We start from the raw sequence: 14,759 nt of genomic DNA, 5'->3' as shown, positions 1-14,759 counted from the left end.
GTCAACCCTTCATCATGTTCACGTCTTCGACCGCGATCGAGCCGCGGTTGCGGAAGAAGACGACGAGAATGGCAAGTCCGATGGCGGCCTCGGCCGCCGCGACTGTCAGCACGAACAGTGCAAACACCTGGCCGACCAGATCACCAAGTGCTGCCGAAAAGGCGACGAAATTGATGTTGACCGCAAGCAGGATCAGCTCGACCGACATCAGGATGACGATGACGTTCTTGCGGTTCAGGAAGATGCCGAACACGCCGAGCGTGAACAGGATCGCCGATACGGTCAGGTAATGTGCGATGCCGACAACCATCTCAGAGCCCCTCGCCTGTCTTGACCTTGCGGATTTCCATGCCCGTCGCCGGCGTACGGCCGACCTGGGCCGCGATCGACTGCCGCTTGATGCCTGGTTTATGGCGCAGCGTCAGCACGATGGCGCCGATCATGGCGACGAGCAGGATGAGGCCCGAAATCTGGAAGTAGTAGAGGTAGTCGGTATAGAGGATGTCGCCGAGTGCGGCCGTATTTGTCCGCGCGGCGAGATCCGGGATGGGTTTCGAGACCGTCGAGGCGAGCTGCGGCGCGAATGTATAGCCGCCGAGCACGACGATCAGCTCCGCCGCCAGGATCAGCCCGACCATCGCGCCGATCGGCGCATACTGAAGAGCGCCTTCCTTCATCTCGGCGAAATCGACGTCGAGCATCATGACGACGAACAGGAACAGCACCATGACCGCGCCGACATAGACGACGAGCAGGATCATCGCCAGGAACTCGGCCCCGGTCAGCATGAACAGGCCGGCGGCGTTGAAGAAGGTCAGGATCAGGAACAGCACCGAATGCACGGGGTTGCGCGACGAAATGACCATGAACGCCGACGCCACCGCGACAAAGGCGAAGAGGTAGAAAAAGGCCGCCTCTAGTCCACTCAGCATTGGGGTTCCCCAAGGTTCCTGTCAAAACAGGACGCTCGTCCTGTTTCGATTTTTTGCCACCGCCTCCGGTCGGCAAGTTGCGTGTTCCTAGCCCATGTTCCGATCGGGTTGAAAGACCCGATCGAAAGAAACATGGGCCACTCTGGATTCCGGAGGACGATCTGGTCCGAAAAAGTCTGCAACTTTTCGGGATCATCCTCTGGACGAGGCCCCTCGCCCCGTCCATGCGTCAAATATCAGCGGTAAGGCGAGTCCAGCGAGATGTTGCGCGCCAGTTCGCGCTCCCACCGGTCGCCATTCGCCAGCAGCTTGTCCTTGTCGTAGTAGAGTTCTTCGCGCGTCTCCGTCGCAAATTCGAAATTCGGCCCCTCGACGATGGCGTCGACCGGGCAGGCTTCCTGGCAGAAGCCGCAATAGATGCACTTCACCATGTCGATGTCGTAACGCACGGTGCGGCGTGTGCCGTCATTGCGGCGCGGACCGGCCTCGATGGTAATGGCCTGCGCCGGGCAGATCGCCTCGCACAGCTTGCAGGCGATGCAGCGTTCCTCGCCATTGGGATAGCGGCGCAACGCATGCTCGCCACGAAAGCGCGGGCTGGTCGGCCCCTTCTCGTGCGGATAGTTGATCGTCTCCTTCGGCGCGAAGAACTGGCGCATCGACAGGAAGAAGGCGCTGACGAAATCCTGCAGCAGCAGCGATTTTGCGGCTTGGGAAAGAGCGGACATCACGCAAACCCCGTGATCTTGAGGAAGGCGGCTGTGGCGACCACCATGAACAGCGAGATCGGCAGGAACACCTTCCAGCCGAGCCGCATCAGCTGGTCGTAGCGATAGCGCGGCACGAAGGCCTTCACCATGGAGATGCCGAAGAACACGAAGCAGACCTTCAGCACGAACCAGATGACACCCGGCACCCAGGTGAACGGCGCGAAGTCGAAGGGCGGCAGCCAGCCGCCGAGGAACAGGATGGTGGCCAGCGCGCACATCAGCACGATGGCGACATACTCGCCGAGGAAGAACAGCAGGAACGGCGTCGACGAGTACTCGACCATATGACCGGCGACCAGCTCCGATTCGGCTTCCACCAGGTCGAAAGGCGGACGGTTCGTCTCGGCCAGTGCCGAGATGAAGAAGATGATGAACATCGGGAACAGTGCCAGCCAGTTCCAATCGAGGAAGGTGTTGGGCAGGCCAAGCCGCGTACCAAGCCCGTCATGCTGCGACAGCACGATTTCGGACAGGTTGAGCGAGCCGGCGGTGAGCAGCACGGTGACGATGACGAAGCCGATCGAGACTTCGTAGGACACCATCTGCGCAGCCGAGCGCAACGCGCCGAGGAACGGATATTTCGAGTTCGACGCCCAGCCGCCCATGATCACGCCATAGACCTCGAGCGAGGAAATGGCGAAGACATAGAGGATGCCGACATTGACGTTGGCGATCGCCCAGCCCTGGCTGACCGGAATGACCGCCCAGGCCGAGATCGCCAGCACGGCCGAGACCAGCGGCGCCAGCAGGAAGACGCCCTTGTTGGCGCCTGACGGGATCACCGGTTCCTTGAAGACGAATTTCAGCAGATCGGCGAAAGCCTGCAGCGTGCCCCAGGGACCGACGACATTCGGGCCGCGGCGCAGTTGCACCGCCGCCCAGATCTTGCGGTCGGCGTAGAGGATGTAGGCGACGAAGATCAACAGCACGACGATCAGCACGACCGACTTCAAGAGGATCAGCAGCGCCGGCAGCACGTAGAAGGAGAAAAAAGTGTCCATGCTTATTCCGCCGCCTGCTTGAAGCCGCTCTTGGCCAGCGCCGAGCATTCCGCCATCACGGCCGATGCCCGCGCGATCGGGTTGGTCAGGTAGAAATCCTTGACCGGCGAGGTGAAGGTGCCCTTGTTCAGGCGCCCGCCGAGCTTCGCCACTTTGCCGATGTCCTCGGCATTGCCGGCCGCGACCTGATCGATGCGGGCCAGATGCGGGTATTCGCCATAGAGCTTGGCACGCAGCTGCGGCAGCGAATCGAACGGCAGTTTCTTGCCCAGCACATCCGATAGTGCCCGCAGGATAGCCCAGTCCTCGCGGGCATCGCCCGGCGCGAAGCCGGCGCGGTTGGTCTGCTGCACGCGGCCTTCGGTGTTGACATAGGTGGCCGACTTTTCCGTGTAGGCCGCCGCCGGAAGGATGACATTGGCGCGGTGCGCGCCCTGGTCGCCATGCGTGCCGATATAGACGACGAAGGCGCCGCCGGTCTTGGCCATGTCGATCTCGTCGGCGCCGAGCAGGAACAGCAGCTCCATGTCGCCCAGCATGCCGGCGACATTCTTGCCGCCCTCGCCCGGCACGAATCCGAGATCGAGACCGCCGACGCGTCCGGCCGCATTGTGCAGTACGGCAAAGCCGTTCCAGTCCGCGCGAGCAGCGTTCACGGCGGTGGCCAGTTTTGCCGCCTGGCCGAGCACGGCCGCGCCGTCGGATCGCGCCAGCGCGCCCTGGCCGACGATAACAAGCGGATGTGTAGCCTTCTTCAGCACCTGGAAGAACTTGCCGTTGCCGTCCGCCAAATCCTTCAGCGAATCCGGTCCGGCGCCCAGCTGTTCGTAGTCGTAGCGCGTGTCGCCGACATCGCCGATGACACCGACCGGCAGATTGCCGATCCGCCAGCGCTTGCGGATGCGGGTGTTGAGCACCGAGGCTTCATAGCGCGGGTTGGCGCCGATGATCAGCACCGCATCCGCCTGCTCGATGCCTTCAATGGTCGGGTTGAAGATATAGCTCGCACGGCCAAGCGCCGGATCGAGTGCGGCACCATCCTGGCGGCAATCGACATTTTTTGAGCCGAGCGAGGCCATCAGCAGCTTCAGTGCATAGATTTCCTCGACCGCGGCGAGATCGCCTGAAATGGCGCCGATCTTCTCGGGAGCGGTCTTCGACACCTCGTCCTTGATCGCGGCGAACGCCTCGGCCCAGCTTGCCGGAACCAGCTTGCCGTCCTTGCGCACATAGGGGCGGTCGAGGCGCTGCGTGCGCAGGCCGTCCCAGATGAAGCGGGTCTTGTCGGAAATCCACTCCTCGTTCACCGCTTCGTTGACGCGCGGCAGGATGCGCATCACTTCGCGGCCCCGGCTGTCGACGCGGATCGCCGAGCCGACCGCGTCCATCACGTCGATGGATTCGGTCTTGGTCAGTTCCCACGGCCGCGCCTGGAAGGCGAAGGGTTTTGAGGTCAGCGCGCCAACCGGGCAAAGATCGATGACATTGCCCTGCAGCTCGGAAGTCATCGCGCTTTCGAGATAGGTGGTGATCTCGGCATCCTCGCCACGGCCGATCAGGCCGAGTTCGGAAATGCCGGCGACTTCCGTGGTGAAGCGGACGCAGCGCGTGCAGTGGATGCAGCGGTTCATCACCGTCTTGACCAGCGGTCCGATATACTTGTCTTCGACCGCACGCTTGTTCTCGTGATAGCGCGAGGAATCGACGCCGAAGGCCATCGCCTGGTCCTGCAGGTCGCATTCGCCTCCCTGGTCGCAGATTGGGCAATCCAGCGGATGGTTGATCAGCAGGAACTCCATGACGCCTTCCCTGGCCTTCTTGACCATCGGCGTGTTGGTGAAGATTTCCGGCGGCTCGCCATTCGGGCCGGGGCGCAGGTCGCGCACGCCCATGGCACAGGAAGCCTGAGGCTTGGGCGGTCCGCCCTTCACCTCGATCAGGCACATCCGGCAATTGCCGGCGATCGACAGCCGCTCATGGAAGCAGAAGCGCGGCACTTCCGCGCCAGCGTCTTCCGCCGCCTGCAGCAGCGTGTAGTGGTCGGGTACAGTGATCTCTTTCCCGTCGACCTTGAGCTTTGCCATTCGCCTCAAACCTCTGCGGAGTGCCCGCAATCTCTTTTTCCGGACATGGTCGAGACCACACCGGGCATTTCATTCAATTCTTGACGGCGAGCGCCGCCGCTTGGGCCGTCCAGTCGTCGCGGCCGATACGGCCGCCGAGCGACAGATAGTCCTCGACCCAGGCAACCTCTTGCGGCGTCCATGCCGCGATCTGGTCATACGTCCAGATGCCCAGGCCGTTGAGAACCTTTTCCAGCTTGGGACCGATACCCGATATGGCCTTGAGATCCGCCGGTTTCGCCGGCTTTTCCATCGCCCTGGGCTGCCTGAAATCCTCTGGCATCAGCACATCGGCGGCGTCGCCGGCCGCCGGGACGGCATTCGCCGCCGGCACTGCAGATACGGCTTCCTTCGCGGCAATATCGGTGACTTCCTGGGCAAAGGACTGCGCCTCGGCGATCATGGTTTTCGCCGTCGCGCGCGCCTTGGTGGAGGACGGGCTCGGATCGTCGAACCGCGCGACGCGCGCCTCGAAATCATCGACGATCGGCTGCAGCAACCGTTGCGAGGCTTCGGCCGCTCCCGAAAGCGCGCCCAGCCAGACGCCGAACGCGTGATTGGCGAACCCGAGGCCAAGCGCCGACATCGCCGCCGCACCCGCCACGGGATGCACGAAAAGGTTGACGGCGCTGGCCATCTCTTTCGGCATCATCCTGGTCAGATCCTGGTTCATTTTCTCGAACTGGTCCAAATTGGGCATTGGATTGGGTGTCGAATACGGCGCCATAGAGTTCTCCTGGTCGTTTTTCGTTCGCCCGCCCCGGTTGTCTCAAATCGGGCACTCGCCCGTATTTCAAATCGGGCCTTCGCCCGTATCTCGCTTCGGGCTTTCGCCCGCATTCAAAATCTTCTATTCGGCCGCTACCATCACCGGTTCTGCCCGGTGCGCGTTGCGGGAAAACTCGTCGATGCGCCGCTCCACCTCGCCGCGGAAATGCCGCATCAGGCCCTGGATCGGCCATGCCGCCGCGTCGCCCAGCGCGCAGATCGTGTGGCCCTCCACCTGCTTGGTCACGTCGAGCAGCATGTCGATCTCGCGCTTCTGCGCCTCGCCGCGCACCAGTCGCTCCATCACCCGCCACATCCAGCCGGTGCCTTCGCGGCACGGCGTGCACTGGCCGCAGCTCTCATGCTTGTAGAAATAGGAAAGCCGCGCGATCGCCTTCACGATATCGGTCGACTTGTCCATGACGATGACAGCCGCCGTGCCGAGGCCGGATTTAAGGTCGCGCAATGCGTCGAAGTCCATCGATGTGTCGATGATCTGCGCTGCCGGCACCAGCGGCACCGAAGCACCGCCCGGGATGACCGCCAAAAGATTGTCCCAGCCGCCGCGAATACCGCCGCAATGCGTCTCGATCAGTTCGCGGAACGGGATCGACATCGCCTCTTCGACCGTGCACGGATTGTTGACGTGGCCGGAGATGCAAAACAGCTTGGTGCCGACATTGTTGGGCCGCCCGAAGGACGAGAACCAGGCTGCACCGCGGCGCAGGATGGTCGGCGCAACGGCGATCGATTCGACATTGTTGACAGTGGTCGGGCAGCCATAGAGGCCGACATTGGCGGGGAATGGCGGCTTCAGCCTGGGCTGGCCCTTCTTGCCCTCGAGGCTTTCGAGGAGTGCTGTCTCCTCGCCGCAGATATAGGCGCCGGCGCCATGGTGCATGTAGATTTCGAAATCATAGCCGGAGGTGTTGTTCTTGCCGATCAGCTTGGCCTCATAGGCCTCGTCGATCGCCCGCTGCAGCGCCTCGCGCTCACGGACGAACTCGCCGCGTACATAGATGTAGGCGGCGATCGCGCCCATGGCGAAGCCGGCGAGGAATGCGCCCTCGACCAGCGTGTGCGGGTCATTGCGCAGGATGTCGCGGTCCTTGCAGGTGCCGGGCTCGGATTCATCGGCGTTGATGACCAGATAGCTCGGCCGGCCGTCGCTCTGCTTGGGCATGAACGACCATTTGAGGCCCGTCGGGAAACCGGCGCCGCCGCGGCCGCGCAGGCCCGACGCCTTCATCTCGTTGACGATCCAGTCGCGTCCCTTGGCGACGATGCCGGGCGTGTTGTCCCAAGCGCCGCGCGCCATCGCGCCGGCCAGCGACTTGTCGAACAGGCCGTAGATGTTGGTGAAGATGCGGTCTTTGTCCTGAAGCATTTTTCGTCCCTCAGACCGGCTTCTTGCCGAAGACGCGGATGTATTCGGCGACGCCGCCCTTGGCGAGCGCCTTGGCCTGCTTGACCCAGTCGTCGCGGTCGATGCGGCCCTGGAAGGAGAGATAGCCGTCCACCCACTCGCGCTCCGCTTTCTTCAACGAAGCGACCTGGGCGAAGGTGAAGATGCCCAGCGAATGCAGGATGCCTTCGATCTTCGGCCCGACGCCGGAAATCAGCTTGAGGTCATCGACCAGCGCCGGCCTGTCGATACCGGCCGGACGGTTCTTGTCCTCGAGCGACGGTTTGGCCGGCTTGGCCGCCTTCGCGGCTGGCACCTTGACTTCCGGCGATTTGAAGGCAGAAGCCGGCTCGGCCTTGTTCTTGGGGCCACTGCGCTGCTTGGAAACCTGCTCGACCTCGGGGTCCGCCTTGTTGGCATTGGCGGCCGAATGCAACGGTGCCGAAACGCTCGCCGCCTTTTCAACGGCCGGCGCCACCTTGACCGGCGAAGGCGATTTCAGCGCAGGGCTGGTCTCCGGCGCATCGGTTTTCGGCTTGCTGGCCTTCGAAGGCCCAACCGGAGCGGCAGCCGCTATTGGTGCGACCGTGGCGATGATCGCATCAGGCGCCGCCTGGGCGGCCTTGGTCGCGGCCTTGGCTTCCCTGTCGCGGGTCGACTTGAGGATCGCCTTTTCACTCTTCAAGGTTGTGAGGCCGGAGGCCGGCTCCGAGCCGGTGCGGCCGTTCTGCGGCCCCGTTGGCACCGAGGCGCCCTTGCCGGCGCCGTAGAGATCGATGATCTCGGCCAGCCGTTCCGGAGTGAGGTCTTCGAAAGTGTCCTTGAAGATCATCACCATCGGCGCGTTGACGCAGGCGCCGAGGCATTCGACCTCTTCCCACGACAAGGTGCCCTTGTCGTTGGTGTGGAACTGGTCGTGGTGGATCTTCGACCGGCAGACATCCATCAGCGCTTCCGAGCCGCGCAGCATGCAGGGCGTTGTGCCGCAGACCTGGATATGCGCGCGGGTACCGACCGGATTCAGCTGGTACTGCGTGTAGAAGGTCGCGACCTCGAGCCCGCGGATCCGGGGCATGCCGAGCATGTCGGAAATCGTCTCGATCGCCGCCTTGGTCACCCAGCCTTCCTGCTCCTGTGCTATCATCAGCAATGGAATGATGGCCGACTGTTCGCGGCCCTTCGGGTACTTCTTGATCCATTGCTTCGCCGCTGCCGCGTTCGCCCGGTTGAAGGCGAAGGAGACTGGCTGGACGCTGGCTTCTGCGAGACGGCGGACTGACATTAGCGATCGACCTCACCAAACACGATGTCGAGGGAGCCGAGAACGGCGGTGACGTCGGCCAGCATGTGGCCACGACAGAGGAAATCCATCGCTTGCAGATGCGCAAAACCAGGCGCGCGCAGCTTGCAGCGGTAGGGCTTGTTGGAGCCGTCGGAGACCAGATAGACGCCGAATTCGCCCTTCGGCGCCTCGACCGCCGCATAGACCTCGCCGGCCGGCACGCGATAACCCTCGGTGTAGAGCTTGAAGTGATGGATCAGCGCTTCCATCGAGCGCTTCATCGCCTGGCGCTTGGGCGGCACCACCTTGCCGTCGAGGTTCGACACCGGGCCGGCGCTTTCCTTGCCGAGCAGAAGATCGACGCACTGGCGCATGATCTTCGCCGACTGGCGCATCTCTTCCATGCGCACGAGGTAACGGTCGAAGCAGTCACCATTCTTGCCGATCGGGATGTCGAAATCCATTTCCGAATAGCACTCATAGGGTTGCGACTTGCGCAGGTCCCAGGGCGCGCCCGAGCCGCGCACCATGACGCCGGAAAAGCCCCAGGCCCAGGCGTCGGCCAATGTGACGATGCCGATATCGACATTGCGCTGCTTGAAGATGCGGTTGCCGGTCAGCAACTGATCGAGGTCGTCGATCGACTTGAGGAACGGGTCGATCCACTTGCCGATATCCTCGACCAGCTTTTGCGGCAGGTCCTGGTGGACACCGCCGGGACGGAAATAGGCGGCATGCATGCGCGAGCCGGAGGCGCGCTCATAGAACACCATCAGCTTTTCGCGCTCGACAAACCCCCACAGCGGCGGCGTCAGCGCACCGACATCCATCGCCTGCGTCGTCACATTGAGGATGTGCGACATGATGCGGCCGATTTCGCAATAGAGCACGCGGATCAGCTGCCCGCGCTTTGGCACGTCGATGCCGAGCAGGCGCTCAGCGGCCAGCGCGAAGGCGTGCTCCTGGTTCATCGGCGCGCAATAGTCGAGCCGGTCCAGATAGGGGATCGCCTGCAGATAGGTCTTGGCCTCGATCAGCTTTTCCGTGCCGCGATGCAAGAGCCCGATATGCGGATCGACGCGGTCGACGACTTCGCCGTCAAGTTCGAGAACCAACCTCAAAACACCATGCGCTGCAGGGTGTTGAGGTCCAAAGTTGATGTTAAAATTGCGGACGGAGGTCTCAGCCATGGATCGCCCTTGGCGATGAGTGAATGGTGAATGGTGAATGGTGAATGGTCATGCGCGTGCCCCATCCTGGTCCAGCGACCGAACGAACGAAACCAGCCTCTTGCCGAGCTTTGTGTAGCTCGGTTCCAGCTTCGCTGCCTGCTCCTGGGACAACAACCCGATCCGTATGCAAAGCATGGTATGTGTTTCCAGTTCCTTCAAGGAACCTTGTGCGATGCGAAGAAACTGAATGAACGTTCGTCGCTGTGCGCGACCAAACCCTTCCGCTATATTCGCCGGGATTGAGACTGCGCAGCGTCGCATCTGGGATGTGATTCCATACAATTCCTCGCGCGGAAACCCGCGCGTCAAAACATAGATTTCCTCGGCGATATCCATCGCCTCTTTCCAGACGATGAGATCGCGATAATCGCGTATAGCTTCCGGCGTCTTGTCCATTCACCATTGACTATTCACCATTCACCATTCACTGCTTCGCTTTTTCGTCCCCGGGAAGAACGTAATCAGTTCCCTCCCATGGGCTCAAAAAGTCAAAGTTCCTGAATTCCTGCTTCAATTCCACAGGCTCGTAGATGACGCGCTTGGCTTCGTCGTCATAGCGCACTTCGACAAAGCCGGTCAGCGGGAAATCCTTGCGCAGCGGATGGCCTTCGAAACCGTAATCGGTCAACAGGCGGCGCAGATCGGGATGGCCGGAGAATAGCACGCCGTAGAGATCGTAGGCCTCGCGCTCGAACCAGTCGGCGCCGGGGAACACGCCGGTGATCGACGGCACCATGGTTTCCTCGTCGGCCTGCACCTTGACGCGGATGCGTACGTTCTGCTTCGGCGACAAGAGATGGTAGACGACGTCGAAGCGCTTGGCCCGCGACGGATAGTCGGCGCCGCAGACGTCGATGATCGAGATGAACTGGCAGCGCGCATCGTCGCGCAGGAAGGTCATCACCTCGACCAGATCGCGCGGCTCGACGTGAATGGTAAGCTCGCCATAGGCGATATCAGCGTCATTCACGCGGTCGATCAGCTTCTCGCCGAGATAGGTCGACAGTTCACTCAGGGATGCGGTCATGGATTTACCGTTCGATCGTGCCGGTGCGGCGGATCTTCTTCTGCAAGAGAAGAATGCCGTAAAGCAGCGCTTCGGCGCTCGGCGGGCAGCCGGGCACATAAATGTCGACCGGCACGATGCGGTCGCAGCCGCGCACCACCGAATAGGAATAGTGGTAGTAGCCGCCGCCATTGGCGCAGGAGCCCATCGAGATGACGTAGCGCGGCTCGGGCATCTGGTCGTAGACCTTGCGCAGCGCCGGCGCCATCTTGTTGGTCAGTGTGCCGGCAACGATCATGATGTCGGACTGGCGCGGAGACGCGCGCGGCGCGACACCGAAGCGCTCGCTGTCATAGCGCGGCATCGAAGTGTGGATCATCTCGACCGCGCAGCAGGCAAGACCGAAGGTCATGAACATCAGCGAACCGCTGCGCGCCCACGTGATCAGTGCCTCGGTCGAGGTGACGAGAAAGCCCTTGTCGGCCAGCTCATTGTTGATCTCGAGGAAGAAGGGATCGTCCGCCCCTACCGGCTGGCCGGTATTAGGATCGATGATACCTTTGGGCTTCGGCGCGACGAGGGTGCCTGAACTATCGTTCAATCCCATTCCAGCGCTCCTTTTTTCCATTCATAGGCAAAGCCGATGGTCAGCACCGCCAAAAACACCATCATCGACCAGAAGCCGAGCATGCCGATCTTCGAGAACGACACAGCCCACGGAAACAGGAAGGCCACTTCCAGGTCGAAGATGATGAACAGGATCGACACCAGGTAGAAGCGGATGTCGAATTTCATGCGGGCGTCATCGAACGAGTTGAAACCGCACTCGTAGGCGGAGAGCTTTTCGGGATCGGGATTGCGGTAGGCCACCAGGAAGGGCGCGGCCAGCAGCGCCAGGCCGACAACCAGCGCCACGCCGATGAACAGGACGATGGGCAGGTATGAGCTCAAGAGTGCGTTCATGCTCGGCTTTCCGTTGGCGCCAATCCACGTTGATTACAGCACCGGACCCTAATGCGGAAGCGTGACAGTTTAACCGCTGAACCGTTTTAAGGGCCTATGCTGCAACGCGGCGAGGGTTAGCGCAGCACTTCCAGCGAAGCAAGTCAAACCTTGTTCAAAACACCGACCTGGACGGCATATCGCGGCAAACTGGTCCGATCCCCTCTTGTTTGATTTCCTTCGCTTTTTACTCCACTTTTCTCTCCTGACATGGTTGCCGCCAAAACCCTGCTAGCATCGGCCGGAATCACCCCTCAATCGCCCTCAGAGTGACGCCTGCATGAAGGAAAAGATTTCGCTCCCCATGGCCCGGCGCATCGCGCTTGCCGCCCAAGGGTTTCTCGATCCCCGCCCAATCGGCACCCCGAACCGCCGGCACTTCGCCCGGGTACTGGCCCGCACCGGCCTGCTGCAGATCGATTCCGTCAGCGCGGTGGTGCGCGCCCATTATATGCCACTCTATTCGCGCCTTGGCCCCTACCCGCTCGCTCTGCTCGACAACGCGGCTGTGACGCGCAAGCGCACGGTGTTCGAATACTGGGCGCACGAGGCTTCCTTCCTGCCGGTCGAGACATACCCGCTGATGCGCTGGCGCATGGAACGGGCCGAGCGCGGCGATGAGATGTATCTGGGCCTCGCCAAATGGGGCCGCGAACATGCCGCCTATATCGAAGAGATCTACCGCCAGGTCGCCGATCGCGGCCCGATCGCCGCTTCCGCGCTCGAAGGCCAGAAGGGCTCGGGCGGCTGGTGGGGCTGGAGCCACTCCAAGCATGCCTTCGAATGGCTGTTCTGGGCCGGGCGCATCACCACTGCGCACCGTCGCGGTTTCGAACGCTTCTATGATCTGCCCGAGCGTGTGCTGCCGCAGGCGATCCTCGATCTGCCGGTGCCGGCCGCCGAGGACGCGCACCGCGAATTGCTGCGCATTTCGGCCCGCGCCCACGGCATCGCGACATCAGGCGATTTGCGCGACTACTTTCGGCTGTCGCCGGCGGACATGAAGGGCCGGCTGGAGGAACTGGTCGAAACAGGCGAGCTTTTGCCGGTGCGTGTCGAAGGCTGGGACAAGCCGGCTTATCTTCACCGGGACGCTCGCCTGCCGCGCAAGGTCGAGGCCCGAGCCTTGCTGGCGCCGTTCGATCCGGTCGTCTTCGAGCGGTCGCGCACCGAGCGTCTCTTCGACTTCCACTACCGCATCGAGATCTACACGCCGGCCGACAAGCGACAATACGGCTATTACGTCCTGCCGTTCCTGCTCGGCGACAGGATCGTGGCGCGCGTCGATCTCAAGGCCGACCGGCCGGCCGGCGTGCTGCGCGTCCACGCCGCCTACGCCGAGCCCAACGCGCCGCCGCGGACCGCCGTCGAACTGTTCGAGGAATTGAAGCAGATGCAGGGCTGGCTCGGCCTCGAACACATCGAAGTGACGTCCGCCGGTGACTTGGGTCCGGCGTTGGCCGACCTAACCGTGTCGTAAGCTCGCGTTGACACCGCTACCCGCAAAAGCCTAAATCCCGGTCGAGACGGTCTCTTCTCTTCAACGAGAGGAGCCAAGAGGGAATGCGGTGAGGGATATCTGTCCCAAATCCGCGGCTGTCCCCGCAACTGTAAGCGAAGAGCCAAGGCCGAAAGCCACTGGGATGGTCCCGGGAAGGCGGCTACCAAGGCGATGACCCGCGAGCCAGGAGACCTGCCGTCCGCGACTTTAGAATCCGATCGCCCGGCGGGTTTCCGGGCAAGGAGCCGATCTTTGGACCACGACAGCAGTTTTTCGGCTGGCACAGCGGATGTTTCGTCCGGGCACGATGATGCGTTGGCCGGCGTCACCGTGATCGTCTGCGCCTCCTGTCGCGACGAGACCGGCTCCGACGCCCATCCTCGCGCTGGCGAACTGCTGGCGGACGACACGCGCCGCGCCGCATCTGGCGACAACATTCGTGTCCGCGGCGTTGAATGCCTCGGCAATTGCAAGCGACGTCTCAGCGCCGCCATCCTGCGCGACGGCTGCTGGAGCTATGTCTTCGGTGACCTGACCGCGACCAGCGGCGCCGACCTCGTTACCGGCGCCAAGCTCTTCGCCACCTCGACCGACGGCCTGATCCCGTGGCGCGGCCGTCCCGACAGCCTGAAGCGCGGCCTCGTTGCCCGCATCCCTCCCCTCGACATGCTGAAGGACTTGAAATGACCGTTTCCGTCTCCCGTGTTCCCTGCACCGTCGTCACCGGCTTTCTCGGCGCCGGCAAGACGACGCTGGTCCGCCATCTCCTGGAAAACGCCGGCGGCAAGCGTATTGCCATCATCGTCAACGAATTCGGCGACATCGGCATCGATGGCGAGATCCTTAAGGGCTGTGGCATCGATACCTGCCCGGAGGAAAACATCGTCGAACTGGCCAATGGCTGCATCTGCTGCACCGTCGCCGACGACTTCGTCCCGGCGCTCGACCAGATCCTGGCGCTGACGCCGAGGATCGACCACATCCTGATCGAGACCTCGGGCCTGGCGCTGCCCAAGCCGCTGGTCCAGGCTTTCCAGTGGCCAAGCGTGAAGAGCCGCGTCACCGTCGATGGTGTGATCGCCGTGGTCGACGGCCCGGCGCTGGCCGACGGCCGCGTCGCCAACGACATGGATGCCTTGCAGGCGCAGCGCACCCAGGATGAGACGCTCGATCACGACGATCCGGTCGAGGAGGTGTTCGAGCACCAGATCGCCTGCGCCGACCTGATCATCCTGTCGAAGAGCGACCTGATGGACGCAGCCGGCACCGCCCGCGCCAATGCCATCATCAACGAACACTCCGCTCGCGCGGTGAAGATCGTGCCGACGTCGCACGGCAAGGTCGATCCCTCGGTGCTGCTCGGCCTCGGTCTGGCCGTCGAGGATGACATCGAAAACCGCAAGTCCCATCACGACGGCGCATTCGACCATGAGCATGACGACTTCGACACGTTCATCGTCGACATTGCCTCGATCGCCAATCCCGATGAACTGGCAAAGCGCGTCGCCACCGCCGCCGAGGAAGAGAACGTGCTGCGCATAAAGGGCTTCGTCGAGGTCGGCGGCAAGCCGATGCGGCTGCTGCTGCAGGCCGTCGGGCCGCGCGTCAACCACTATTATGACCGCGCCTGGACCGCCACGGACGACCGCCGCTCGCGCCTCGTCGTCATTGGCCTCAAGGGGCTGAACCGCCCGGCTATCGAGCGTATACTCGCCGGCTGATTTCGGACACGGGTCG

General features: G+C 62.6%; 16 protein-coding genes and 1 riboswitch. Of the genes, 3 read left to right on the top strand and 13 right to left on the bottom strand.

Translation table 11 applies throughout. The annotated features are described in order from the left end of the window. Position 1: 1 nt before the first annotated feature. The 13 genes from nuoK to NKH19_RS21975 all read right to left on the bottom strand — a co-directional run bounded on the left by nuoK (position 2) and on the right by NKH19_RS21975 (position 11,482). A complete protein-coding gene (nuoK, locus tag NKH19_RS22035) occupies positions 2-310 on the bottom strand; it encodes an NADH-quinone oxidoreductase subunit NuoK (RefSeq protein ID WP_019858930.1) in 309 nt (102 codons plus the stop codon). Between the two features lies 1 nt (position 311). Further along, on the bottom strand, positions 312-932 hold the full coding sequence (locus NKH19_RS22030; protein ID WP_352727724.1) for an NADH-quinone oxidoreductase subunit J: 621 nt from the start codon (positions 930-932) through the stop codon (positions 312-314). A gap of 236 nt (positions 933-1,168) precedes the next feature. Then, positions 1,169-1,660 carry an NADH-quinone oxidoreductase subunit NuoI gene (nuoI, locus tag NKH19_RS22025; RefSeq protein WP_023812382.1) on the bottom strand — a complete coding sequence of 164 codons (492 nt, stop codon included), beginning with the start codon at positions 1,658-1,660 and terminating at the stop codon, positions 1,169-1,171. After that, positions 1,660-2,703 (bottom strand): NADH-quinone oxidoreductase subunit NuoH, encoded by a 1,044-nt coding sequence (nuoH, locus tag NKH19_RS22020; protein WP_352870971.1) that lies wholly within the window; start codon positions 2,701-2,703, stop codon positions 1,660-1,662. Before nuoH ends, nuoI begins: the two co-directional genes overlap by 1 nt. A gap of 2 nt (positions 2,704-2,705) precedes the next feature. After that, the gene (gene nuoG / locus NKH19_RS22015; RefSeq protein WP_352870969.1) at positions 2,706-4,787 is read right to left on the bottom strand and encodes an NADH-quinone oxidoreductase subunit NuoG; all 2,082 of its coding nucleotides are present in this window, start codon (positions 4,785-4,787) and stop codon (positions 2,706-2,708) included. Between the two features lie 73 nt (positions 4,788-4,860). Then, positions 4,861-5,553, bottom strand: a complete 693-nt coding sequence (locus tag NKH19_RS22010) for a helix-hairpin-helix domain-containing protein (protein WP_352870968.1) — start codon at positions 5,551-5,553, stop codon at positions 4,861-4,863. 123 nt (positions 5,554-5,676) lie between these two features. Then, positions 5,677-6,981 (bottom strand): NADH-quinone oxidoreductase subunit NuoF, encoded by a 1,305-nt coding sequence (nuoF, locus tag NKH19_RS22005; RefSeq protein WP_352870966.1) that lies wholly within the window; start codon positions 6,979-6,981, stop codon positions 5,677-5,679. Positions 6,982-6,991: 10 nt separating this feature from the next. Then, positions 6,992-8,281, bottom strand: coding sequence for an NADH-quinone oxidoreductase subunit E (locus tag NKH19_RS22000; protein ID WP_352870965.1), 1,290 nt, complete (start codon positions 8,279-8,281; stop codon positions 6,992-6,994). Beyond that, positions 8,281-9,471, bottom strand: a complete 1,191-nt coding sequence (locus NKH19_RS21995; RefSeq protein WP_352870964.1) for an NADH-quinone oxidoreductase subunit D — start codon at positions 9,469-9,471, stop codon at positions 8,281-8,283. The genes NKH19_RS22000 and NKH19_RS21995 overlap by 1 nt, the downstream gene beginning before the upstream one ends. A gap of 48 nt (positions 9,472-9,519) precedes the next feature. Then, positions 9,520-9,909: a four helix bundle protein gene (locus NKH19_RS21990; RefSeq protein WP_352870963.1), complete on the bottom strand. Its 390-nt coding sequence runs from the start codon at positions 9,907-9,909 to the stop codon at positions 9,520-9,522. Positions 9,910-9,937: 28 nt separating this feature from the next. Beyond that, the gene (locus tag NKH19_RS21985; protein ID WP_352870962.1) at positions 9,938-10,540 is read right to left on the bottom strand and encodes an NADH-quinone oxidoreductase subunit C; all 603 of its coding nucleotides are present in this window, start codon (positions 10,538-10,540) and stop codon (positions 9,938-9,940) included. Positions 10,541-10,544: 4 nt separating this feature from the next. Next, positions 10,545-11,126: a NuoB/complex I 20 kDa subunit family protein gene (locus NKH19_RS21980; RefSeq protein WP_352870961.1), complete on the bottom strand. Its 582-nt coding sequence runs from the start codon at positions 11,124-11,126 to the stop codon at positions 10,545-10,547. Next, positions 11,117-11,482, bottom strand: coding sequence for an NADH-quinone oxidoreductase subunit A (locus tag NKH19_RS21975; protein ID WP_010910112.1), 366 nt, complete (start codon positions 11,480-11,482; stop codon positions 11,117-11,119). The genes NKH19_RS21980 and NKH19_RS21975 overlap by 10 nt, the downstream gene beginning before the upstream one ends. Positions 11,483-11,801: 319 nt before the next feature. On the opposite strand from NKH19_RS21975, the gene NKH19_RS21970 reads away from it, so the two are divergent. The 3 genes from NKH19_RS21970 to cobW all read left to right on the top strand — a co-directional run bounded on the left by NKH19_RS21970 (position 11,802) and on the right by cobW (position 14,743). Further along, a complete protein-coding gene (locus tag NKH19_RS21970; protein ID WP_352870960.1) occupies positions 11,802-13,001 on the top strand; it encodes a winged helix-turn-helix domain-containing protein in 1,200 nt (399 codons plus the stop codon). A 31-nt stretch (positions 13,002-13,032) separates the two neighbouring features. Continuing rightward, positions 13,033-13,236, top strand: a riboswitch (cobalamin riboswitch). A 38-nt stretch (positions 13,237-13,274) separates the two neighbouring features. Then, positions 13,275-13,709 carry a DUF1636 family protein gene (locus NKH19_RS21965; protein WP_352870958.1) on the top strand — a complete coding sequence of 145 codons (435 nt, stop codon included), beginning with the start codon at positions 13,275-13,277 and terminating at the stop codon, positions 13,707-13,709. After that, complete coding sequence (gene cobW / locus NKH19_RS21960; RefSeq protein ID WP_352870956.1) at positions 13,706-14,743, top strand: cobalamin biosynthesis protein CobW; 1,038 nt, start codon at positions 13,706-13,708, stop codon at positions 14,741-14,743. Before NKH19_RS21965 ends, cobW begins: the two co-directional genes overlap by 4 nt. The last annotated feature ends 16 nt before the right edge of the window (positions 14,744-14,759 follow it).

This window comes from Mesorhizobium sp. M1338, from assembly GCF_040318045.1.
Lineage (GTDB): Bacteria > Pseudomonadota > Alphaproteobacteria > Rhizobiales > Rhizobiaceae > Mesorhizobium.
This window is presented reverse-complemented; position numbering and strand designations above follow the sequence as displayed.

What these genes read in the sequence shown, in the direction of transcription:
- nuoK (WP_019858930.1), bottom strand. Translation starts at nt 310, where the DNA reads ATGGTTGTCGGCATCGCACATTACCTGACCGTATCGGCGATCCTGTTC.
- NKH19_RS22030 (WP_352727724.1), bottom strand. Translation starts at nt 932, where the DNA reads ATGCTGAGTGGACTAGAGGCGGCCTTTTTCTACCTCTTCGCCTTTGTC.
- nuoI (WP_023812382.1), bottom strand. Translation starts at nt 1,660, where the DNA reads ATGTCCGCTCTTTCCCAAGCCGCAAAATCGCTGCTGCTGCAGGATTTC.
- nuoH (WP_352870971.1), bottom strand. Translation starts at nt 2,703, where the DNA reads ATGGACACTTTTTTCTCCTTCTACGTGCTGCCGGCGCTGCTGATCCTC.
- nuoG (WP_352870969.1), bottom strand. Translation starts at nt 4,787, where the DNA reads ATGGCAAAGCTCAAGGTCGACGGGAAAGAGATCACTGTACCCGACCAC.
- NKH19_RS22010 (WP_352870968.1), bottom strand. Translation starts at nt 5,553, where the DNA reads ATGGCGCCGTATTCGACACCCAATCCAATGCCCAATTTGGACCAGTTC.
- nuoF (WP_352870966.1), bottom strand. Translation starts at nt 6,981, where the DNA reads ATGCTTCAGGACAAAGACCGCATCTTCACCAACATCTACGGCCTGTTC.
- NKH19_RS22000 (WP_352870965.1), bottom strand. Translation starts at nt 8,281, where the DNA reads ATGTCAGTCCGCCGTCTCGCAGAAGCCAGCGTCCAGCCAGTCTCCTTC.
- NKH19_RS21995 (WP_352870964.1), bottom strand. Translation starts at nt 9,471, where the DNA reads ATGGCTGAGACCTCCGTCCGCAATTTTAACATCAACTTTGGACCTCAA.
- NKH19_RS21990 (WP_352870963.1), bottom strand. Translation starts at nt 9,909, where the DNA reads ATGGACAAGACGCCGGAAGCTATACGCGATTATCGCGATCTCATCGTC.
- NKH19_RS21985 (WP_352870962.1), bottom strand. Translation starts at nt 10,540, where the DNA reads ATGACCGCATCCCTGAGTGAACTGTCGACCTATCTCGGCGAGAAGCTG.
- NKH19_RS21980 (WP_352870961.1), bottom strand. Translation starts at nt 11,126, where the DNA reads ATGGGATTGAACGATAGTTCAGGCACCCTCGTCGCGCCGAAGCCCAAA.
- NKH19_RS21975 (WP_010910112.1), bottom strand. Translation starts at nt 11,482, where the DNA reads ATGAACGCACTCTTGAGCTCATACCTGCCCATCGTCCTGTTCATCGGC.
- NKH19_RS21970 (WP_352870960.1), top strand. Translation starts at nt 11,802, where the DNA reads ATGAAGGAAAAGATTTCGCTCCCCATGGCCCGGCGCATCGCGCTTGCC.
- cobW (WP_352870956.1), top strand. Translation starts at nt 13,706, where the DNA reads ATGACCGTTTCCGTCTCCCGTGTTCCCTGCACCGTCGTCACCGGCTTT.